Genomic DNA, 20461 nt, shown 5'->3' on the forward strand with positions numbered 1-20461 from the left:
CCACAAATAAATTTCCTCGGCGCGCAAATTCCTTTACCATCAGCAACAGAGCCGCTCGTACGCGGTTGCCAGCCAGTGCCCGGCTGACTCCAGGGCATACCGTTCATTGTTATTGGATTAATGCCAGCCTTTTATAAAGGCCGGTCGGGGATTTGCATGCTGCGCTATCTGACTATCACCGTTGCCTTCTTGCTTTCCTGGTCCGCTAACAGTATGGAAATGAACGTCCCCAACGCGGTCGCCACCGCGGAGCCGATCGAGCTGAAGCCGGTACCCCGGCGTGGTGCGCTGTACCGGGTCCGGCACGACGGCAAGACCAGTTATCTGTTCGGCACCATCCACGTCGGCAAGCAGGGCTTTTTCCCGCTCGAGCCGGAGGTGACCCGCGCACTGGACCATGCCAGCTCGCTCGTGCTGGAACTCGACACCCGCCAGTACGAGCCATTCCAGCGCGCGCTGGCGAAATACGGCAGCTACCCGGCGGGTGAATCCATCACGCGCCACCTGTCGCCGGATGCGCTGGCGCGGCTGGAGCAGGCGCTGGCCAAGGCTGGCATTCCGATGCGCAATGTCGAGAACTACCGGCCGTGGCTGGTCGCGAACATCCTGGTCGGCGGCGAGATCGAGAAGCACGGGTATCACCGCAGCAATGGCGTGGAAGGCTTTTTGCTGTCCGCGGCGGTGAAGCAGAAGAAGCAGGTACGTGAACTGGAAACGGCGGACTATCAGCTCAGCCTGTTTGCATCGCTGGACGATGCCCAGCAAGAGCGCTATCTGCTGGAAAACCTGGACGACCTGGAAAACGGCAAGGCCCTGCAAAAGTCGGCCGGGCTGATCGATGCGTGGAGTACCGCGGATTCGGCTCGCATCGCTGCGCTGGCACGCGAACTGACCACGGGCGATACGGTGTCCGCCATGTTCATGGATCGTACGCTGCTTCGCCAGCGCAATCCGCAAATGACCGCCCACATCGAGGCGATCATGCGCAGCGACGAGGTGGCGTTCGTCGGCATCGGCCTGCTGCACCTGGTTGGCGAGGAAAGCGTGCCGGAGCTGCTGCGGCGCCGCGGCTACGACGTCGAGAAGATGTATTGACCGGATGCCGTGAAACGCCCAGGCCGCATGCCGCCGGGTAATGCCGGCGTCGACGGGGCGCGAAAGAATGGGGATGGGCCACTGTTCGAGGGAAGATTTCCCGAAAAACAGGGTCCGTCCCCATTTTTTTTGCGTCTCTCCCACGCCCGGAGGGGAGGCGCTGCGGCAGGCAGGGCTTGATGCAAATCAAACTGTTCAGTTCGGTGCAGCTTGATAATGGCTATCAGAAAACTATAAGGGTCGATATGATCAAGCATCGGACGGACGCGGTGATTTCGGACCTAGTCGACGCCGCGCATGGCGGCGAGGCTGGCCGGAGCGGGCGGCGCAAGCGCCATGTGTTGCGCCAGGCATTGTATGCGCTGGTCAGGCTGGCGAAAGTGGAACAGCTGGCGGACATGCGGCTCGACGCCGAGCGCGCCGCCGGCGGCATGGTGGGAACGGGCCAGCGCCGGCACACCAGGGCGCTGCTGCACAAGATCAGCATGGATGTGCATGCCGGGCAGGCGCGGCTGGAAAGCGAGTGGGCATCCGCCCAGGCGGCCAAGCCGGCCCCGTCATCGGCATTGGCATCCGATGGCCAAGCTTTGCCCGATGTTGAAAACGATTGCGGGAAAACCTAGCAAGGAAGTTTCACGTGGCGACCTTGCGGTTCGTCCACAGCGCCCACAGCAGCGAGGACGTGATGACGGCGGCGCTGCAATCGACCATCCAGTCGCCGAGGGCGCCGTGCCGGTACGGCAGGAAACTCTGCACCGCTTCATCGATGAAGCCCATCGCGGCGATCGTCAGCACGGCTTTCGTCGCGCGCTGCGGGGGCGTGCCGGTGCTGCCGGTGAAGATCAGGAAGGTCAGCACCGCGTACGCGCACGAATGCAATACGACGCCCGAAGCCACTTCCGCCGCATCCGCCCGGGCGCCGGGAATCGACCCGATGATGACGATCAGCGCGAACAGGGCCATCGCGCCCCAGTAGCGCAGGCGGGCATGGGCGGGAGTGAGCAGCAGCAGATGGAGGAGTTTCAGCACGGCGGAGCGGGGAATTGGCAAAAGCGTAACGATAGCACGGCCCAGAAAAAAGAGCCCGCCATTGCGGCGGGCTCAAACCCTGTCCGGGCCAAGAGACCATAAAGCGCCGCATCCATCGATCGTTCCATCGATCAATGCGGGACCAACTGATGCAGGCGAACCGCTGCGCGAAAACCTCGTCATGCGAATGCGGCAAAACTCAATGCAATCGAATGGGTGCGGAAAACCCAGCGCGAATACAAAGTGTAACAACCAGGGCAATCAAACCAATGCAATCAAACCAATGCAATCAAACCGATGCAATCAAATTACTGCAATGAAAAGCTATGCGATGGAATCAATGCAATGAAAACCGTCGCAATGAAACCGTCGCAATGAAAGCCGTTGCAAAAAAAATCAACGCAGTGAAACTAACGATAAAACCAGTGCGGCAATGAAGCTGTTGCATTCACGGATCGATGCCACGGCCGGAAATGCGCTTCTTGATCGATACAAGAACCGGGCTGGTACGAAAACAAGGCGGTTCCAGGATCAAGGAAGCTCAACATCGGATCCAACTGGTGGCGGTGAGACCGGACTGCGAATTCGAAAGCGGTGTGCCGAAGCACACCTGATCCGCCACCACGCATATCGGTTGCATGTGCAGCAGATGAATCAAGTATAGGCGGTGCGTGTGACGGCGCCATGACAGCGCGCAAACGTGGCGCACTCAGCGGGAAGATATCGGATCGAGGCAGGCGGGCGGACAAGACCGGTCAAAAAAAAAGCCCGCTTCTCGGCGGGCTTCAAACTATTATCTTGGAGGAGAATAGTGGAGACAGGTGTAATTATGCTGCGCCGCCACATATACGTCCAATTTTGAATTTCGATAATAGATATGCCGTTCGCGAATATCTCATCCGTAGAGCATGGCTGTCGGCTTCACAGGATCACGGCTTCGTCGGGCAGCTGGTTCGGGCGCGAGCCGTCCGACGGGAAGTGCCGTTGCAGCAGGTCGGCCAGCTGGTTCAGCGCGGCCACCGTGCCTTCCTGGAATTCGCCGCGCTTGTAGGCCTGGGTCATCGTGCGGCAGACAGCCTGCCATTCCGCCTCGGCGATACGCCGGCCGACGTTGCGGTCGGCAACGATGTCCACCGCATGGTCCGCCAGGTTCACGTAGATCAGCACCCCGCAGTTTTCTTCGGTATCCCACACGCCATATTGCGCGAACAGGGCACGGGCGCGGTCGCGGTTCGCCATGCCGTCCAGCGCGTCGCCGAACGGCAGCGCCGGCTCCACCACCAGCCGCACTTCGGCCCGGTGGCGGCGTTCGCCTTCCGCGACCGCGGCGGAAATGGCTTGCAGCGCCGCTTCCGGGAAACAGCGCCGGCCCGTGCCGGAGCCCGTCATCAGGTGGCGCAACGCGCGGCGCCAGCGTGCAATCGCATCCATTACCAGTCTCCCGAGGCGCCGCCGCCATCGAATGTGCCGCCGCCACCGCCGCCGAATCCACCGCCGCCAAAGCCGCCGCCGCCAAAGCCGCCACCACCGCCACGGTGCATGCTGCCCAGGGCGCTGCCGAGTGCGCTGCCGATCAGCACGCCGGTGGCATTCGAGCCCCAGCCGGAGCGGTGCAGGCTGCTGCCGCGCCGTCCGCGGCCGCGGAACATCGGCAGCAGGACAAACACGCCGAACAGGATTGCCGGCCACATCCACCCGCCGCCGCTCTCGGCCTGCCGTGGTGCGGGCTGCTGTTGTGGAGCAGGGAATTGTTCCTTGTCCAGCAAGGTGGCGATGGCGGATACGCCCGCGCTCAAGCCGCCATAGAAATCATTGTTGCGGAAGTGGGGCGCGATCACGTCCTGCAGCACGCGCTTCGACTGGGCATCGGTCAGCACGCCCTGCACGCCACGGCCGGCCTCGATACGCAGGCGGCGCAACGAAGAGGGATTATCCTTTGCGACCAGCAGCAGGACGCCATCGTCGACGCCCTTGCGCCCCAGCTTCCAGGCATCGACGACACGAATGCCGTACTGCTCGATCGGCTCGGGCGCCGTGCTCTTCACGATGAGGATGGCGATCTGGCTGCCGGTGCGGGTTTCATGGTCGGCCAGCACGGATTCCAGCGCGCCCCGCTGCTGCGCCGTCAACATGCCGGCCTGGTCCGTGACTCGCGCCGTCAGTTCGGGCACCGGTACGAACGGGTCGGCTTGCGACGAGGTGCCCGCCTGGGCCCGCGCCGCTTCGACGAACAGCAGCGCAAAGCACAGCAGCACGACCAGCAGCGTGTAGCGCACCAGCCAATGGCCGAGCCAGCTTTTCGATGGGCGGGGCACGAGACGGCGCAGGCCGCGCCGGTGGCCGCGGCCACGCACGTCGCGCTCCCGCATGACCTCGGCGGTACCGAGCCATTTGCCCTCGGAAGGGTGTTCACGCGTGCGCCGCCGCGGCGCGGCGGGTGGTGCGGCATCGTCCTGCGGACCCAGCGGCATGGCGGTTCTCTGCTCCTGCATGGTTACCAGCGTCATCCCGGCTTATTTCTTCGCGCCGAAATCGACGGCGGGCGCGGTCGAGATGGCTTTTTCGTTCTCCACCGTGAAGCTCGGCTTGACGTCGTAGCCGAACATCATCGCCGTCAGGTTGGTGGGGAAGCGCCGCGCGAGCACATTGTAGTCCTGTACCGAGGCAATGTAGCGCTGGCGTGCCACCGTGATCCGGTTTTCCGTGCCTTCGAGCTGGGACTGCAGGTCGCGGAAACTGGTGTCGGCCTTCAAGTCCGGGTAGCGCTCGGAAACCGCCATCAGCCGCGACAGGGCGGACGACAGTTCGCCCTGCGCCTGCTGGAACTTCTGGAACGCGGCCGGATCGTTCAGCACCTCGGGCGTGACCTGGATGCTGGTGGCCCGTGAGCGCGCGGCGGTCACCGCTTCCAGCGTTTCGCGCTCGTGCGATGCGTAACCCTTGACGGTGTTGACGAGATTGGGAATCAGGTCGGCGCGGCGCTGGTACTGGTTGACCACCTCGCCCCAGGCTGCCTTGGTTGCCTCATCCTTGGTCTGGAAATCGTTGTAGCCGCAGCCGGACAGCGTGGCCGCCAGGAGCCCCAGCACGATCCAGCGTACGAAGTTGTAGCGCATGCTTCCTCCTTGAAAGGATACGTTCAGGTATGGGAGGGACTATACAGCGGAGACAAATTTCGCAATGTTCGGTGCAGCACATAGCGGCGGGGCGAACCCGGTGGCGGGCGGAGGGTGTACAGGCTTCCACTATAATGGTGGGTTTGCACAATTTTCGATAAAGGGGCCGCCGTGAATTTCATCAACAAACTGAACGCCGCCTGGGCTGCCAACGATTCGCTGCTGTGCGTGGGACTGGATCCGGACATGGAGCGCCTGCCGGCGCAATTCCGCGGCACCCCGGATGGCATCTACCGCTTCTGCACCGAAATCATCGACGCCACGGCCGACCTGGCGTGCGCGTTCAAGCCCCAGATCGCCTACTTCGCGGCACTGGGCGCCGAAGGCCAGCTGGAGCGGATTTCCGCCTACCTGCGCGACCGGCATCCGCACATCCCGCTGATCCTCGACTCGAAGCGGGGCGATATCGGCGCCACGGCCAAGCAATACGCGCGCGAAGCCTACGACCGCTATGGCGCCGACGCCGTCACGGTCAGCCCGTACATGGGCGCCGATTCGGTGGAGCCGTACATGGAATGGCAGCGCGGCGTAATCGTGCTGTGCCGCACGTCGAACCCGGGCGGTTCCGACCTGCAATTCCTGGAAGTGAACGGCAAGCCGCTGTACCAGCACGTGGCGCAACTGGTGGCGGACAAGTGGAACAGCAACGGCCAGTGCGCGCTGGTGGTTGGCGCCACGTTCCCTGAGGAAATCCGTGCCGTGCGCGCGATCGTCGGCGACATGCCGCTGCTGATCCCCGGCATCGGCGCACAGGGCGGCGATATCGAAGCCACCGTGCGCGCCGGCCGTACGGATGCCGGTACCGGCATGATGATCAACTCGTCGCGCGCGATCCTGTACGCGGCCCCGCAGGCTGGCGAGGACTTCGCCCAGGCCGCGCGCCGCGTGGCCGAAGAAACGCGCCGGGCGATCAACGCGCATCGCTGACGTTTTCCGAAGCATGACGGTCCGGCGTTCCGGTCCGTCCCCATTTTTCGAGGCTCCCGAAAACAGGGTCTTTCCACAATGCCCTCAAGAAAGCGTCGTTCGACGTATTGAGAGCGCATGCATTCACCCCAACAGCGAACGGCTGGGGTCAGACCCGCCGGGTCTGACCCCGGAATTTGCCCTTGGGTGAACTTGAATTTACGGCATCAGGGTCCGTCCCCATTTATTTTGCCTAGTACGACTGCGGCACGATCATCTCGGCGTAGTCGTACAGCGCGCCCAGGATTTCCTCGCCGCGCTCGTCGGCTTGCTGCGCCAGCGTGTCGATCTCGCCGAACAGCTGGTCGACGCTGCGGGCGCCGCCGGCGCCTTCCAGCAGCCGCGCGGCGCGGTGCTGTTCCCAATGTTCGTGCTCCTGCTCCGACAGCGTGTCGCGGAAGTTGCGGGCGCGGTAGCGGAACAGCAGCTCGGCCAGGCGGTCATCCTGGAAATGCGGCGACATCGTGGCCAGCTTGTGGGGCGCTTCGCGGCGCAGCGCGTCGAGCAGCCGGCGGTCGTCCTTGCCGATGAAGCCGCCATACAGGTCTTCGTCGACATCGGCCGGCTCCGCCGGCGGGCGGTGAAACACCTGTTCCCACAGCGCTGACAGGTCGGGCCCGCTCGCGGCGTATTGCGCGTGCGCCAGCGCCAGCTCCAGGTCGATGCCCCAGCGCCGGGCCATGTCCGCGCTCAGCGTCTTCAGGTTACCCACCAGCATGGGCGACTTGTTCAGGTGCACGCTCTTGATGGGCAGGCGCGTCACGCCTTCCGGCAGCGCGTCGGCGCGGCTGAACAGCCGGGTGCGGATGGTTTCCGCATCGAGCGTGAACAGTTCGCGCGGATCATGGCTGCAATCCCACACCAGCACTTCGTTCTTGTTCGTCGGGTGCACGCCCAGCGGCCATACCAGCGCCAGGCAACCCCGTTCCGCCGGGAACATGCCGGACACGTGCAGGAACGGCTTGCGCAGTTCGCGCGCCAGGTGCAGGCCCATCTCGTCCGCCGCGCGGCCCTTGTCGCGCAGGGCCAGGCAGAAGTCCCACAGGCGCGGCTGCCTGTCCCGGATCAGCCGCGCCAGCGCAATCGTGGCGCGCACATCGGACAGCGCGTCGTGCGCCGCCTCGTGCGCCAGATTGTTGACTGATGTCAATAATTCAAGTTTGAAGCTGGTCTTGCCGTTATCGCCTTGTGGCCACTCGATGCCGTCGGGCCGCAAGGCGTGGCACATGCGCACCACGTCGAGCAGATCCCAGCGGCCGCAACCGTTTTGCCATTCGCGCGCGTAGGGATCGATGAGGTTGCGCCAGAACAGGAAGCGGGTGAATTCGTCGTCGAAGCGGATTGTGTTGTAGCCCACGCCGATGGTGCCGGGCTCCGCGAACAGATCGAGGATCGTGGCGGCGAACTGGTGCTCGGGCACGCCTTCGCGCAAGGCGTGCTGGGGCGTGATGCCGGTGATCAGGCAGGACTGCGGGTCGGGCAGGTAATCGTCCGCCGGCTTGCAGTAGAGCATGACTGGTTCGCCGATCTCGTTCAGGTCGGCATCGGTGCGGATGGCGGCAAATTGCGCGGGACGATCGCGGCGCGGCACCGCGCCGAACGTTTCATAGTCGTGCCAGAGAAAGGTGTGGTCGCTCATGAGTGGCTTAGTCGTGTCATAACCGGAGATTATCGTGGCAAACAGCATTTCCCTCAATTCAAAGGCCATCTCGACCGATTCGAAGGTGGCCAACCAGGGCGAAGTCACCGCGGCCCGGGCGAAAATGCAGCTGAACGTATCGATCATGGAAGCTTCCGCATCGATCTCGATCGGCGTGGGCAGCAATCCGCAGGCGCTGCTGTACAAGTCGGCGATCACCAGCATCAACGAGGCCTTGCGTGCCGAGCTGGGCGAGAATGCCGTGCAAAATGCCGCCCGCCTGGACAATTCGCCGCAGGCCACGGCCGACCGGATCGTGTCGCTGGCCACCGGTTTCTATGACATGTTCCGGCGCCAGAATCCGCAAATGGAAGACGGCGCCGCGCTGCAAAAGTTCATGGATACGGTGAAAGGCGGTGTCGAGCAGGGCTTCAAGGAAGCCCGCGACATCCTGCAAGGCCTGAAGGTGCTGGACGGCGACGTGGCCGCCAACGTCGACAAGACCTACGAATTCGTGATGAAGGGATTCGACGCTTTCGCGGCCCGCGCCGCGGAGCCGAAGGAAGAGCCGGAAGCCGCCTGAGCTTGCTTCAGGCTGCTGCAGGGAGCCGAAGAAGCGCCGGAAGCCGCTTGAGCTTGCTTCAGGCCGGTGCAGCTTGCGCCGCCACCACTACCCGGTCACGTCCGGCTTCCTTCGCGCGGTACAGTGCGCCGTCGGCATTCGCGATCAGTCCGTGGTCGTCCTGCGCATCGGCCAGCGACGCTACGCCGAACGAGGCGGTGATATGGGGCAGCGGCAGCCGCATGTCGTCGAACACGACCGCTTCGCGCATGCGCTCGCACAGCCGCTCGGCCACGCCGGCCGCCACCGGCCCCGGCGTATCGGGCAGGATCACCATCAATTCCTCGCCGCCATAGCGCACCGCGAAATCGCTCGGGCGCAGGGCGCCGGCCAGCACGTGCGCGGCGATGCGCAGCGCGCTGTCGCCCTGCTGGTGGCCATGGCGATCGTTGAATTTCTTGAAATGATCGATGTCGAGCATGACCAGCGACAGGGGCGCGCGGGTCGCATGGGCGCTCGACACCAGCCGCGGCAGCACGTCGTTCAGCCAGGCCCGGTTGTACAGGCCCGTCAAGCCATCGTTCAGCGACAGCTGCCGGTAGAACTCGCCCAGCTTTTGCCGCCTGCGCAACTGCATGCTGGCGGCGCGGATACGGAACGACAGCAGGCGCAGCAGGTTGCGCGCCACGCCGTCGGCTTCCTCGATCAGGCGCCACGCCAGGTCCGCATCGACCAGCAGCAATTCGCTTTCTTCCAGCGCCGTCAGGCCCGCCAGGTCGGCCTCGCCATCGAGCACCGATTGTTCGCCGGCGCTTTCGCCGGGCAGGATCCTGGTGGTGGCACCGTCGCCGGTGGCGTCGGCCAGCGCGCCGCGCAGCACGATCACGAGGCGCGGCGAAGCCGGCGCGGAGATGATCTCTCCCGGCGCCGCCAGCATCACGGGGCAGGGCGCCAGCAGCGCACCGGCACGGGCGATATCGGCGTCGCGCAGCAATTGCAAGGCAGCGGGGTCGTGCGAAGAAGCGGCGAAAGTGCTCAGTAGTTTCACGGCGGGGTTTCCAGGAAGTCATGCCATGATAACGCATGAAAGGCACCGGATCGTGCCTGGACATGTTTCAACACATTACTTTTACTTTCCTTGACCACAACTAACAACATGACGTTCACCGATGCCCTGGGCTGCGCGCACCGGCCCCGCCCGGATGCCCGCATCGTTTCGCTGGTACCGTCGATTACCGAGCTGCTGTGCACCCTGGGCCTTGCGCCGCAACTGGTAGGCCGGACCGGCTTCTGCATCCACCCGCGCGACGTGGTGCGCCCCATCGCCAAGGTCGGCGGTACCAAGGATGTCAACCTCGACAAGGTCCGCGCGCTGGCACCGACGCACGTGGTGGTCAACATCGATGAAAACGAAAAGCCCACCGTCGACCTGCTGGCGGAATTCGTGCCCAATGTGATCGTCACCCACCCGCTGCGTCCCGAAGACAACCTGGAGCTGGCGCGCCTGCTGGGCGGGGTGTTTTGCGCGGAGGCCGCCGCGGTCCGCTGGTGCGATGCCTTCGCCGCGGAACTGGCCGCCCTGCGCGCCATGCCGAAAGGGCCGCCGCAGCGCGTGCTGTATTGCATCTGGCAAGACCCATGGATGACCGTGTCGCGCGGGACCTACATCGCGGCGATGCTGGCGGAAATCGGCTGGAGCGTGCCGGACCTCGGCACCGCCCGCTATCCCCGCTTCGAATGGAACGATGCGCTGGTGGCGGACATCGACCAGGTGCTGCTGTCCACCGAACCCTACCGGTTTACGGAAGCGCATGCCGACGCGCTGGAAAAGCAGGTCGGCAAACCGGTGCAACTGGTGGATGGGGAGATGATGTCGTGGTACGGCAGCCGGGCACTGGCCGGGCTGTCGTACCTGCGCGCACTGGCCAGCGGTGGCAGCTGAGCTGCCGCGCTGTTTCCGATGATCAGTCGTCGGACTGGACCGGGTCCGGCTCGACCAGGTCGGCCACCGGCGTGTTGTGCTTGACGTCGCTGCGCTTGCCGATCGCCGTGTCGAGTGCGCGCACCAGCTTGCCGGAGGCACCGGAGATGGCCTGGCGCAGGTCGCCGGCCTGGTCGGTCACGGCGATCGGAGGAATGCCGGCCACCCGTGCTTCCATCATGCAGCGCTTGTCGTTGGGGCCCGACTTGTGGCTGCTGTTGTTGTCGCCCAGGTGGACTTCGACGCGGGTGACCTGCTCGCCAAAGCGTTCCAGCGCCGAGCGCACCACGCCTTCGACGTGATCGTCCAGGCTGGCGTCATGGGTGATGGCCTTGTCGGTATTGACTTGAACTTGCATCGTTACTCCTCCTCGTTGTGTATGCGTCGATGTTACGGTGTACAGACTCCTTTTGTTGTTAAGTGCAGCACATTGCCGCGTTTTCAAGGCTTACTTCGCCTGTTCGGCCAGTTCTTTCTCGTGGTGCGGGAAACGGTCCATCTTCGCCAGCACCGGGAACAGCTTGATCCATGCCCCGGTCACGGCGAGGGTGGCGGCGCCGCCGAAGACGATGGCGCGCGACAGGCCCATCCAGCCAGCCGTGACGCCCGACTCGAATTCGCCCAGTTCGTTCGAGGCGCCGATGAATACGGAATTGACGGCGCTGACACGGCCGCGGATGGCATCCGGCGTCTCGAACTGTACCAGCAGGTGCCGCACGTAGACGCTGATCATGTCGCCGGCGCCCATCAGCAGCAGGCAGGCGAGGGCGACCGCGAAGGTGGTGGTGGTGCCGAGCACTACGGTGCCGACGCCGAACACGGCCACGCCGCCGAACATCCAGGCACCGACCCGCCGCGTGATGGGGAAGAAGGCCAGCGCGATCGAGCACAGCGCCGCGCCGGCGCCCGGTGCGGTGCGCAGCAGCCCCAGGCCGGTCGGGCCCACGTGCAGCACGTCGTGGGCCAGCGCCGGCAGCAGTGCGGTGGCGCCGCCGAACAGCACGGCGAACAGGTCCAGCGAGATCGCGCCCAGCACGATGGGGCGCGACATGACGAAGCGCAGGCCCTCCAGCACGCTGTGCCAGGTGGCCGGTTCGCGGTTGCTGGCCTGCGGCGGCGCCTTGGTGATCGCCATCAGCACCGTGGCCACCAGCAGCAGCGCGGCGGCGATCGCGTACACGGCGACCGGGCCCTGGAGATACAGCAGGCCGCCCAGCGTGGGGCCGAGGATCACGGCGACATGGAAGCTCGACGACGACAGCGCCACGGCCTTGCTGAGGTCCTGCTGGGGCACCAGGTTGACCAGCATGGCTTGCGTGGCCGGGCCCATGAAGGCGCGCGCGCTGCCGAACAGCACCAGCACGCAAAATATCGGCCAGACGACCTGCATGGCGCTGTGGGCGAACGCCAGCAGCAGCAGGCCGACAAGCAATTGCGTGGCCAGGCAGGCGGTGACGATGTTGCGGCGGTTGTAGCGGTCGGCAACGTGGCCGGCCGGCAGGATCAGCAGCAGGAAAGGGGCGAACTGCGCCAGGCCGATCATGCCGAGGTAGAACAGGTTGTGCGTCATCGAATACACCTGCCAGCCGACGGCGACGTTCTGCATCTGCACGGCGAGCGTGCCGAGGATGCGGGCGGACAGGTAGAACGAGAAGTTACGGTGGCGCAGGACGGCGAAGCCGTTGGATGAGGACATGAAGCGATCAGTGGTGAAACGCGGCCCCGCCGTCCGGCCGGTGGGGCCGGCGGGAACCGGGATCGCGCGGGTGTTTAAGGTTGGGCCAGGTCGGCTTCGGTGGTGAAGGCGTCGGCGTAGAACTCGTCTTCCGGCAGGGCGCAGCGGGCCACGAAATCGCGCCTGGCCGATTCGACGACGATCGGCGCGCCGCAGGCATACACCTGCCAGCCGCTCAGGTCGGGCAGGTCGGCCACCGCGGCCTGGTGCACATAGCCGGTGCGGCCGGTCCAGCCGTCTTCGTCGAGCGCGTCGGACACCACGGGCACATAGCTGAAGTTCGGCAGTTCGCGCGCCCACTGCTCGCACAGCGCATGCATGTACAGGTCGCGCGGCCGGCGGCCACCCCAGTACAGCACCATCTTGCGTTGCGAACCGGAAGCCTGCATCTGCTCGACGATGGCCTTGATCGGCGCGAAGCCCGTGCCGGAAGCCAGCAGCACCATCGGCTTGTCGGAATCCTCGCGCACGAAGAAGGTGCCCAGCGGGCCTTCGAAGCGCAGGATATCGCGCTCCTTCATGGTGCTGAATACCTGGTCGGTAAACAGGCCGCCCGGCATGTGCCGGATGTGCAGCGTGATCGGGCCGGCGCCCGGTGCGCTGGCCATGCTGTAGCTGCGGCGCTTGCCGTCGCGCAGCAGGAATTCGATGTACTGGCCGGCGCGGTATTCCAGCACTTCGTTGGCGGGCAGCTGCAGGGTCATCACGATCACGTCCGGCGCCACTTTCTCCAGCGTGGTCACGCGCGACGGCATCTTCTTGACGGGGAAGTCGCCGCTGCCGGCCACTTCGCGGGCCGAGATCACCAGGTCGGAATGGGGCAGCGCGCAGCAGAACAGCGACATGCCCTGGGCTTCCTCTTCCTCGGACAGCGCGCGGCGCTGGTGCGGCTTGTGCGTCACGGCGCCGCTGACCACCTTGCCCTTGCAGGAACTGCAGGCGCCGTTCTTGCAGCCGTACGGCAGCCCGACGCCGGCGCGCATCGCGGCCGCCAGCACGGTTTCGTCTTCGTCGCATGCGAACTGGTGGCCGCTGGGCTGAACAGTAATCTGAAACGTCATACAATCCTTGAGATGAAAAGCTTACGCAAACAAACCTCCGGCCGCATGCCGGGCCAGCCGTCCCTGGCGCAAACGCGCTCCGACCGGCCGACTCGGCAAGCCGCGCCTGCTGATCCTCGGCTGCGGCGACGTAGGCATGCGCCTGTTGCCGCTGCTCTGCGCGCGCTACCGCGTGTTCGCCGTGACGCGCGACGGTGCCGACTTCGGCGTGCTGCGCGCGGCGGGCGCGGTGCCGGTGCTGGCCGACCTCGACCAGCCGGCCACGCTGCGCCGGCTCGCCGGCCTGGCGCACACGGTACTCCACCTGGCGCCGCCGCCGGCCGCCGGCGAGCGCGACACCCGCACCCGCAATGTGACCGCCATTCTACCCGAGGCGGCCAGGGTCGTTTATGTCAGTACCACCGGTGTCTATGGCGACCTGGCGGGCCGCCTGGTCGATGAAACGCAGCCGGTGGCGCCCCGCAATATCCGGGCGCGCCGCCGGGTCGACGCGGAACGCGTGCTGCGCGGCTGGGCGCGCCGTGCCCAGGGCAGGCTCTCCATCCTGCGCGTGCCCGGCATCTATGCGGCGGACCGCCTGCCGCTGGAGCGCCTGCGCCAGGGCACCCCCGCGCTGGATGCGGCGGACGACGTGTACACCAACCACATCCATGCGGACGACCTGGCGGCGCTGGTCCGCGCGGCGCTGTACCGCGGCCGGCCGCAACGGGTTTTACCACGCGGTCGACGACAGCAGCATGCGCATGGCCGAGTACTTCGATGCCGTGGCCGACGCGGTCGGGCTGCCCCGGCCACCCCGTTTGCCGCGCGCGCAGCTGGCCCAGGTGGTCTCGCCCACGCTGCTGTCGTTCATGTCCGAATCGCGCCGGCTCGCCAACGGCCGCCTGAAGAACGAACTGGGCATGCGGCTGCGCTACCCGACTGTTGCCCATGGGCTACAAAGCGTGACAGGCGTCCGGCAGGATTGACCCGGCGCAAACGCGCGGTTGCCGCTTGCGACTAACGTAGGCAGACACCATCAGGAGGTCGTATGGACGCGAACCGCCAGCATCCCAGCAAGGAAGAAGTACGGGCCTGGATGGCCCGGCGCCGCATTTCCTCGCGCGCCGGGTTGCCGTTGCCATCGCCGGACGAGATCCGCCGCGAACTGGGGTGGCACCAGCTGGGCTGGCACCAGGTGGGCAGGCAACAACCGCCGGTGGTGCGGCAGGAAAGCGCGGCCTTGCTAATGCCGTTCGTGCTGGCCGAACTCGCCGCATTGACGGCCGTGACGTGGTACTGGCTGCTGCTGCGGCTGGCGCGCGAGTGTCCACGACCATCCGCATAACACAGAATGTAGTAGTGGAATCTCTCCAATTCTCACGCAAGTTGCCAAAAATAAAGCAAATCGGTGTACCATATTGTCCGCATACAAACTAATTCGCCGTGAGCGATCGTTTGTCACTCCGCAGACCGGTAACAAGCCGGCGAAACATTGGTAACCCTGCTACTGCTTTACAAGAGCACTGCCCGAGAGAGTTTGACATGTCATTCCTGAAAGACCTGACCGCATCCCCGTCCTATAATCCGAACCGCGTCCTCGATGCGATCATCAGCAAGCTGCAACTGAAGAACGACGCGGCATTGTCCCGCGCGCTCGAGGTGGCACCGCCGGTCATCAGCAAGATCCGCCACAATACGCTGCCGATCGGCGCCACGATCCTGATCCGCATGCACGAGATCAGCGATTACTCGATCCGCGAACTGCGCGAATTGATGACGCACTGAGGCCGGCGCGCCGGGCGATGCTGCACCGGGTGACGATCCGCTGAGTGAAGCCGCGCCGAGCGTCGGTGCATTGCGTCCGTGCGAAAAAAAACGGCCGGTCCCCGCGTGGAACCGGCCGTTTTTGCTTTTGGGGCGATCAGGCCAGGCGCGGGCGCTCCGTGTAGAACGCTACCGCCTTGGCGTTCTGCGCCGGCGCTGCCTCGATCCGGCCCGAGTAGGCCGTGGTGGCGCTGATGCGGCCCGAATAGGCCGTGTCGGTACCCACGCGGCCGGAATACGCGGTTTGCGGATTCACGTTCGCATCGCTGATGCGGCCCGAGTAGGCGGTCTTCGCGGCAACGGTCGGTTCGCTGATGCGGCCCGAATAGGCAACCCGGCCGGAATACGCGGTATCGGTGCCGATCCGGCCCGAATACGCGGTTTGCGCACTGATCCGGCCCGAATAGGCGGTATCCGTACCGATCCGGCCGGAATACGCGGTGTCGTTGCTGATGCGGCCGGAATAGGCGGCCTCGGTGCTGATGCGCTGCGAATCGGTGGTTTCCTTGCCGATGCGGCCGGAGTAGGCGGTGTCCGTGCCGATGCGGCCGGAGTACGCTGTAGCGGCGCTGCGCAGGTAAGGCTCGCCGAAGGTTTCCTCGTACAGTTCCTTCATCCGGTCGCCCACGCGGCGGTGCGCTTCCACGTCATCTTCGCCGCGCAGGCCGATGTAGGGGAAGTGATGCAGGAAGTAGCCGAACACCTTCTCGCAATCGACGGCGTATTTCATGGTGTCGAGGATGTGGTAGTGCCAGAACGTGTCCACGTCCATCAGCGGCGCCGTCTGTTCATTCGGGAACGCCTTCATCAGGAACAGGAAGCGGCGGTATTCGAACTCGACCGCATTGGCCTTCTCCAGCGACCAGCCCTCTCCGGATTCTTCATGCATCAGCTTGACCTTGATGGGCTCCAGGTCGAGTTCGGCGAACGGTTTGAATTGCTCGAAAGAAATCATGTAAATCCTCTCTGGTGGTAACTGGGGAAAGTGACTGCCGGGAACGGCCATCCACGGCATGTTGATACGTGGAAATTTCCACAGGCCCAAGTATAAGACCAGATTCCGTACGGCAACGCCGCGGGTTCAATCGTGTGCGGGGTGTCAAGCGAGAAAGAGGTTTGATGTTGTGGTTCGGCAACGTCGCGGCGCGTAGCGCAACAGGCCGAGGGTCAGTTGGCAAAGGCCCCGGCCGGCTGCGTGGCGCGCCAGGCCATCGGCACGGTCACGGTAACCGTGGTACCGCCATGTGGCCGGCTGACGATCGAGCAATCGCCGCCCAGCAGGCTCATGCGTTCTTCGATGCCGACCAGGCCGAACGAACCATTCTTGTTGCGGCTGCCGTCGTGCAAGCCGATGCCGTTGTCGGCGATGGTCATGCGCAGGGTGCCGCCGAGCTGGCGCAATTCGACCCGCACATGCGTGGCGCGGGCATGCTGCTGGATATTGCTGAGCGATTCCTGCAGCACGCGGAACAGCGCCACGGCACAGCGGTCATCCACGTCGGGGGTGCCCTCCGGGTCCACCACGTCGCATTCGATGCCGGAGCGCTTGCGGAATTGCGTGGTCTGCCATTCGACGGCGGCGGACAGGCCGAGGTCCAGCACGTTCGGCCGCAGGTCGTTGATGATGTTGCGCACGCTGCGGATCGTGTCGTCGATCTGCTTCAGCGTGGCGGTGGCGCGCGCATGCAGGCGCGGATGGCGCACCGACGTGCGGCTGGCCAGGATATCGGCCTCGATGCGCAGCGCCAGCAGGTTCTGCCCCAGGTCGTCGTGGATCTCGCGGGCGATGCGCTTGCGTTCTTCTTCCTTGATCTGCTCGGCATGGGCGGCCAGCCGGCGCAGCCGCTGGTGCGACAGTTGCAGCTTGGCCTGGCTGTCGCGCAATTCGCGCGTCATGTCGCGCGCCATCTGCAGCGCCCGGCGCCGCGACGAGACCTGGGCATGGAACAGCGCATACATCAACAGCGTGCTGACGAAGCCGACCAGGGCGGCAAGCCATGGCAGGTAGGCGTCGAACGTGGAGAACAGCGCGGAGCGGGGCGCATCGAAGTACGCTTGCCACACCCGGCCGTTGAAGTTCAGCGGCAGGCTCAGTTGCACATGGCTGTCCGGCGGCGCCTGCGCGGCGGACGGTTCGACGCTGTCGAACAGCAGGTGGCCGGGGGGCGCCTTGCTGTTCGGCGGCGTGCCGGGGGCGGTGTTGTACAGCCGCACGCGGATTTCACGCACCGGCGTATCGACCATCGCCGCCTCCACCAGGCGCGGTACCGAAAAGCCGATGTCGACCGACCCCAGGTAGGCGGCGCGCCGCTGCGGCACCGTATCGACCGGCATGTCGGCGCGGTAGACGGGCAGCCGCAGCGGCATGCCGAACTGGGTGGGCGCTTCCGGCAATTGCACCGGCAGGCCAGAGCTCGAGATCGTGCCCGTGTCGCGCGCGATGTCCAGGGCCTGGGCGGTGCCGGGGCGCGATGCCAGGTCGTAGCCGAACTTGGCCTTGGCGCCGAACATCGGTTCGAGCAGCGTGATGACGGTGTAGGAGGCGCGCTGGCCGGGCGGCGAGATGCGGAATTCCGGATACCCCAGTTCACGCACCGTCGCGCTGTGCATCTGCTGTTCGAACGCGGCGCGGCGTTCATGCGGCACGTACTGGGCAAAGTTGATGCTGGCGATGGACGGGAAGTTGTGGGGAATGTCCAGGCCGCGCACGTAGCGGTGGAAACTTTGCGGCGACATGCCTTCGCTGGCCTGGAAATGGCTGGCGGTACCGCGCAGCACGTCGGTACACGCCTTGATGCCGCCGGCAATGTTGTACTGGATGCTGCGGGCCTGGTTGCGGAAGCGGTCCAGCGCCTCGCTTTCCAGCGAATTGGCCATCCATGCATAGAAACCCGCGCCAACCAGCATCGACAGCAATACGCCGCTCCACCAGGAAGGTTTGGCTTCGTGCAGTTTTCCTGACAGAGGTTGATTCATGGACGGCGTGCGGAGGTAGCAGGGTTCGTGGTCAAAATATAGGCAGTCGGTGTGAGCTGCGTCAAGAACAAAGCCACTATCGGACGTTAATCGTTGCGGTGGCCACAGACCTGTTCCTGCTGTCGTGGACAACCGAAGGGCATTTAGTCATTGTGACTGGAGGTGTCTGGCCGCGCCTGAAAAAAGGCCGCCTCGCGGGCGGCCTCGTCTGCCAGGTTACTTCGTGCTGCCCCAGCTGTCTTTCAGCGTGACGATCCGGTTGAACACGGGTTTGCCCGGCCGGGAATCGACCCGGTCGGCCACGAAGTAGCCGTGCCGTTCGAACTGGAAGCGCTGTTCGGCTTGCGCATCCTTCAGGCCCGGCTCCAGGTAGGCGGTGACGACTTCCTTGGCTTTCGGGTTGAGGAATTCCTTGAAGTCCTTGCCGCCGGCATCGGGCTGCGGATCCGTGAACAGGCGGTCGTACAGCCGCACTTCCGCTTCCAGCGCGGCGCTGGCGCTGACCCAGTGGATATTGCCCTTGACCTTGTAGTTGTTGGCGCCGTCCGTACCCGATTTACTGTCGGGGAAGTAGTTGACGTGCACCGCGATCACCTTGCCGCTGTCGTCCTTGTCGTAACCGGTGCATTCGGCCACGAAGCCATACTTCAGGCGCACGCGCGCGCCCGGCTGGTCGCCGATCGGCGGATAGAAGCGGAAATAGCCCTTCGACGGCACTTCCATGAAGTCTTCTTCCTCGATCCACAGTTCGCGGGTGAATGGGAACGTGCGGTTGCCCAGCTCGGGGTGGTGCGGGTGCACGGGCGAACTGCATTCCACGCTGTCGCCGGCGGGGAAATTGTCGACGATCAGTTTCAGCGGCTTGAGCACGGCGATGGCGCGCGGCGCCTTCGGGTCCAGGTCTTCGCGCACGGCGCCTTCCAGCACGCCGAAGTCGATCCAGCCATCCGATTTCGTCACGCCGGTGCGCTCGGCCATCAGCTGGATGCCTTCCGGCGTGAAGCCGCGGCGGCGCATGCCCACCAGGGTGGACAGGCGCGGATCGTCCCAGCCGTCGACGATGCCTTCCTCGACCATCTGGCGCAGCTTGCGCTTGGACGTGACGATGTACGTCAGGTTCAGCCGCGAGAATTCATATTGCTTCGGCAGGGGCTTCTTGAAGAAGCCGCCTGCGGCCAGGGTTTCCAGCAGCCAGTCGTAGAACGGGCGGTGATCCTGGAATTCCAGCGTGCACACCGAGTGCGTGATGTTTTCCAGCGCATCCGAAATCGGGTGCGTGTAGTCGTACATCGGGTAGATGCACCACTTGTCGCCGGTACGGTGGTGGTGCGCGTGGCGGATCCGGTAGATGGCCGGATCGCGCAGGTTCATGTTCGGCGACGCCATCGCGTCTTCGCTGATCTTGGCGCGCAGGATGTGTTCGCCGTCGGCGTACTTGCCCGCCTTCATGTCGCGGAACAGTTGCAGCGATTCCTCGGCGGGGCGGTTGCGGAACCGCGAATTCACGCCCGGCGTATTGAAATTACCCCGGTTGGCCGCCATTTCCTCGGCGCTCTGGCTGTCCACGTAGGCGTAGCCGGCCGTGATCAGGTATTCCGCCATCTCGTACAACCGGTCGAAATAATCGCTGGCATAGTGCAGGTAGGCGTCGCCGCCGGCCGGATCCTGGTTTTCCCAGCTGAAGCCCAGCCATTTCACGCTGTCCATGATCGAGTCGACGTATTCCTGCTCTTCCTTGGCAGGATTGGTGTCGTCGAAGCGCAGGTGGCAGCGCCCCTGGTAATCGCGCGCCAGGCCGAAGTTCAGGCAGATCGACTTGGCATGGCCGATGTGCAGGTAACCGTTCGGCTCGGGCGGGAACCGGGTGATGACGGAAGGCAGTCCCTCGCGCTGGTGCGCGCCGGTGGCCAGGTCATGCTCGACGATGTTGCAAAGGAAATTCGGTGCTGGGGCCGCTGCGGCTGTCTTTTTGTCGTTGCTCATGTACGAAGGCAGGTATGGGAGTCGATTGACGGCCATTTTACCGTACGCACGCCTGCGCGGCGGGACGGCCGATGGTTTTCTATAGGATAATTCGCCCTTACGCCCACGTTTTGGACGAGAGTTACGAGGCAGGATAAAACCATGGATAATTTGTACAACGTGCTCGGCATCGCTCCGAACGCGACGGAAGACGAGATCAAGAAGATCTACCGCTCGCTGGCGATGCGCTTTCACCCGGACCGCAATCCCGAGCCGGGTGCCGACGCCCGTTTCAAGGCCATCGTCAAGGCATACGAGGTATTGTCCGACCCGGCCAAGCGGGAAGAATACAACCAGAGCCTGAACCACCGGATCATCATCGACCCGGAAGAGGAAGCCTACCAGCTGTGGCGCTCCGTCTTCAGCCTGCATGGCGTGAGCCTGCCAGTGGCCTGAGTCAACAAGCATTTACG

General features: G+C 64.7%; 20 protein-coding genes and 1 pseudogene. 9 read left to right on the forward strand and 12 right to left on the reverse strand.

Features of this window, described 5'->3' with window-relative positions:
- Positions 1-219 precede the first annotated feature (219 nt).
- Together OU994_RS08350 and OU994_RS08355 are read left to right on the forward strand one after the other, a co-directional pair.
- Complete coding sequence (locus tag OU994_RS08350) at positions 220-1095, forward strand: TraB/GumN family protein (RefSeq protein ID WP_281610376.1); 876 nt, start codon at positions 220-222, stop codon at positions 1093-1095.
- Positions 1096-1274: 179 nt separating this feature from the next.
- Positions 1275-1718, forward strand: a complete 444-nt coding sequence (locus OU994_RS08355) for a hypothetical protein (protein WP_281610377.1) — start codon at positions 1275-1277, stop codon at positions 1716-1718.
- A gap of 10 nt (positions 1719-1728) precedes the next feature.
- Here the strand turns inward: OU994_RS08355 and OU994_RS08360 are convergent, their stop codons facing one another.
- From OU994_RS08360 to OU994_RS08375, 4 genes are all read right to left on the reverse strand, one after another.
- Positions 1729-2124: a VanZ family protein gene (locus OU994_RS08360; RefSeq protein WP_281610378.1), complete on the reverse strand. Its 396-nt coding sequence runs from the start codon at positions 2122-2124 to the stop codon at positions 1729-1731.
- Between the two features lie 921 nt (positions 2125-3045).
- A complete protein-coding gene (locus tag OU994_RS08365; protein WP_281610379.1) occupies positions 3046-3555 on the reverse strand; it encodes a TPM domain-containing protein in 510 nt (169 codons plus the stop codon).
- Positions 3555-4376 (reverse strand): YgcG family protein, encoded by an 822-nt coding sequence (locus OU994_RS08370; protein ID WP_373922611.1) that lies wholly within the window; start codon positions 4374-4376, stop codon positions 3555-3557. Before OU994_RS08370 ends, OU994_RS08365 begins: the two co-directional genes overlap by 1 nt.
- Before the next feature lie 261 nt (positions 4377-4637).
- Positions 4638-5240: a LemA family protein gene (locus OU994_RS08375; RefSeq protein ID WP_281610380.1), complete on the reverse strand. Its 603-nt coding sequence runs from the start codon at positions 5238-5240 to the stop codon at positions 4638-4640.
- Positions 5241-5411: 171 nt separating this feature from the next.
- Between OU994_RS08375 and pyrF the strand changes: the two genes are divergently transcribed.
- The gene (gene pyrF, locus OU994_RS08380; protein WP_281610381.1) at positions 5412-6227 is read left to right on the forward strand and encodes an orotidine-5'-phosphate decarboxylase; all 816 of its coding nucleotides are present in this window, start codon (positions 5412-5414) and stop codon (positions 6225-6227) included.
- Positions 6228-6459: 232 nt separating this feature from the next.
- Here the strand turns inward: pyrF and sbcB are convergent, their stop codons facing one another.
- Entirely contained in the window at positions 6460-7905 is a 1446-nt protein-coding gene (gene sbcB, locus OU994_RS08385; protein ID WP_281610382.1) for an exodeoxyribonuclease I, read from the reverse strand.
- A gap of 34 nt (positions 7906-7939) precedes the next feature.
- Here sbcB and OU994_RS08390 point away from each other — a divergent pair, with 34 nt between their 5' ends.
- A complete protein-coding gene (locus tag OU994_RS08390) occupies positions 7940-8488 on the forward strand; it encodes a DUF5610 domain-containing protein (RefSeq protein WP_281610383.1) in 549 nt (182 codons plus the stop codon).
- 58 nt (positions 8489-8546) lie between these two features.
- Here OU994_RS08390 and OU994_RS08395 read toward each other — a convergent pair whose 3' ends face one another.
- Positions 8547-9515, reverse strand: coding sequence for a diguanylate cyclase (locus tag OU994_RS08395; protein ID WP_281610384.1), 969 nt, complete (start codon positions 9513-9515; stop codon positions 8547-8549).
- Between the two features lie 108 nt (positions 9516-9623).
- On the opposite strand from OU994_RS08395, the gene OU994_RS08400 reads away from it, so the two are divergent.
- Positions 9624-10409, forward strand: coding sequence for a helical backbone metal receptor (locus OU994_RS08400; protein WP_281610385.1), 786 nt, complete (start codon positions 9624-9626; stop codon positions 10407-10409).
- 22 nt (positions 10410-10431) lie between these two features.
- On the opposite strand, the gene OU994_RS08405 is transcribed toward OU994_RS08400, so the two are convergent.
- The 3 genes from OU994_RS08405 to OU994_RS08415 form a co-directional block, all read right to left on the reverse strand.
- Positions 10432-10806, reverse strand: a complete 375-nt coding sequence (locus OU994_RS08405; protein WP_131147293.1) for an HPF/RaiA family ribosome-associated protein — start codon at positions 10804-10806, stop codon at positions 10432-10434.
- A gap of 90 nt (positions 10807-10896) precedes the next feature.
- The gene (locus OU994_RS08410) at positions 10897-12144 is read right to left on the reverse strand and encodes an MFS transporter (protein WP_131147292.1); all 1248 of its coding nucleotides are present in this window, start codon (positions 12142-12144) and stop codon (positions 10897-10899) included.
- A 74-nt stretch (positions 12145-12218) separates the two neighbouring features.
- A complete protein-coding gene (locus OU994_RS08415) occupies positions 12219-13244 on the reverse strand; it encodes a CDP-6-deoxy-delta-3,4-glucoseen reductase (protein WP_281610386.1) in 1026 nt (341 codons plus the stop codon).
- 136 nt (positions 13245-13380) lie between these two features.
- Between OU994_RS08415 and OU994_RS08420 the strand changes: the two are divergent.
- From OU994_RS08420 to OU994_RS08430, 3 genes and pseudogenes are all read left to right on the forward strand, one after another.
- Positions 13381-14212, forward strand: a pseudogene (locus OU994_RS08420) (sugar nucleotide-binding protein).
- A 62-nt stretch (positions 14213-14274) separates the two neighbouring features.
- Entirely contained in the window at positions 14275-14571 is a 297-nt protein-coding gene (locus tag OU994_RS08425) for a hypothetical protein (RefSeq protein WP_281610387.1), read from the forward strand.
- 197 nt (positions 14572-14768) lie between these two features.
- The gene (locus OU994_RS08430; RefSeq protein ID WP_131147288.1) at positions 14769-15011 is read left to right on the forward strand and encodes a hypothetical protein; all 243 of its coding nucleotides are present in this window, start codon (positions 14769-14771) and stop codon (positions 15009-15011) included.
- 136 nt (positions 15012-15147) lie between these two features.
- Here the strand turns inward: OU994_RS08430 and OU994_RS08435 are convergent, their stop codons facing one another.
- The 3 genes from OU994_RS08435 to OU994_RS08445 all read right to left on the reverse strand — a co-directional run bounded on the left by OU994_RS08435 (position 15148) and on the right by OU994_RS08445 (position 20009).
- Positions 15148-16005 carry a hypothetical protein gene (locus tag OU994_RS08435; protein WP_281610388.1) on the reverse strand — a complete coding sequence of 286 codons (858 nt, stop codon included), beginning with the start codon at positions 16003-16005 and terminating at the stop codon, positions 15148-15150.
- 212 nt (positions 16006-16217) lie between these two features.
- Positions 16218-18026 (reverse strand): CHASE domain-containing protein, encoded by a 1809-nt coding sequence (locus OU994_RS08440; RefSeq protein WP_281610389.1) that lies wholly within the window; start codon positions 18024-18026, stop codon positions 16218-16220.
- Between the two features lie 216 nt (positions 18027-18242).
- Positions 18243-20009, reverse strand: coding sequence for a glutamine--tRNA ligase/YqeY domain fusion protein (locus tag OU994_RS08445; RefSeq protein WP_281610390.1), 1767 nt, complete (start codon positions 20007-20009; stop codon positions 18243-18245).
- 141 nt (positions 20010-20150) lie between these two features.
- Here OU994_RS08445 and OU994_RS08450 point away from each other — a divergent pair, with 141 nt between their 5' ends.
- Complete coding sequence (locus OU994_RS08450; protein WP_131147285.1) at positions 20151-20444, forward strand: DnaJ domain-containing protein; 294 nt, start codon at positions 20151-20153, stop codon at positions 20442-20444.
- The last annotated feature ends 17 nt before the right edge of the window (positions 20445-20461 follow it).

It is taken from the genome of Pseudoduganella sp. SL102, assembly GCF_027856995.1.
Classification (GTDB): domain Bacteria; phylum Pseudomonadota; class Gammaproteobacteria; order Burkholderiales; family Burkholderiaceae_D; genus Rugamonas; species Rugamonas albidiflava.

Coding starts and splice junctions, on each gene's coding strand:
- OU994_RS08350 (WP_281610376.1), top strand. CDS start 220: ATGAACGTCCCCAACGCGGTCGCCACCGCGGAGCCGATCGAGCTGAAG.
- OU994_RS08355 (WP_281610377.1), top strand. CDS start 1,275: ATGCAAATCAAACTGTTCAGTTCGGTGCAGCTTGATAATGGCTATCAG.
- OU994_RS08365 (WP_281610379.1), bottom strand. CDS start 3,555: ATGGATGCGATTGCACGCTGGCGCCGCGCGTTGCGCCACCTGATGACG.
- OU994_RS08375 (WP_281610380.1), bottom strand. CDS start 5,240: ATGCGCTACAACTTCGTACGCTGGATCGTGCTGGGGCTCCTGGCGGCC.
- sbcB (WP_281610382.1), bottom strand. CDS start 7,905: ATGAGCGACCACACCTTTCTCTGGCACGACTATGAAACGTTCGGCGCG.
- OU994_RS08400 (WP_281610385.1), top strand. CDS start 9,624: ATGACGTTCACCGATGCCCTGGGCTGCGCGCACCGGCCCCGCCCGGAT.
- OU994_RS08405 (WP_131147293.1), bottom strand. CDS start 10,806: ATGCAAGTTCAAGTCAATACCGACAAGGCCATCACCCATGACGCCAGC.
- OU994_RS08410 (WP_131147292.1), bottom strand. CDS start 12,144: ATGTCCTCATCCAACGGCTTCGCCGTCCTGCGCCACCGTAACTTCTCG.
- OU994_RS08415 (WP_281610386.1), bottom strand. CDS start 13,244: ATGACGTTTCAGATTACTGTTCAGCCCAGCGGCCACCAGTTCGCATGC.
- OU994_RS08425 (WP_281610387.1), top strand. CDS start 14,275: ATGGACGCGAACCGCCAGCATCCCAGCAAGGAAGAAGTACGGGCCTGG.
- OU994_RS08430 (WP_131147288.1), top strand. CDS start 14,769: ATGTCATTCCTGAAAGACCTGACCGCATCCCCGTCCTATAATCCGAAC.
- OU994_RS08435 (WP_281610388.1), bottom strand. CDS start 16,005: ATGATTTCTTTCGAGCAATTCAAACCGTTCGCCGAACTCGACCTGGAG.
- OU994_RS08440 (WP_281610389.1), bottom strand. CDS start 18,026: ATGAATCAACCTCTGTCAGGAAAACTGCACGAAGCCAAACCTTCCTGG.
- OU994_RS08445 (WP_281610390.1), bottom strand. CDS start 20,009: ATGAGCAACGACAAAAAGACAGCCGCAGCGGCCCCAGCACCGAATTTC.
- OU994_RS08450 (WP_131147285.1), top strand. CDS start 20,151: ATGGATAATTTGTACAACGTGCTCGGCATCGCTCCGAACGCGACGGAA.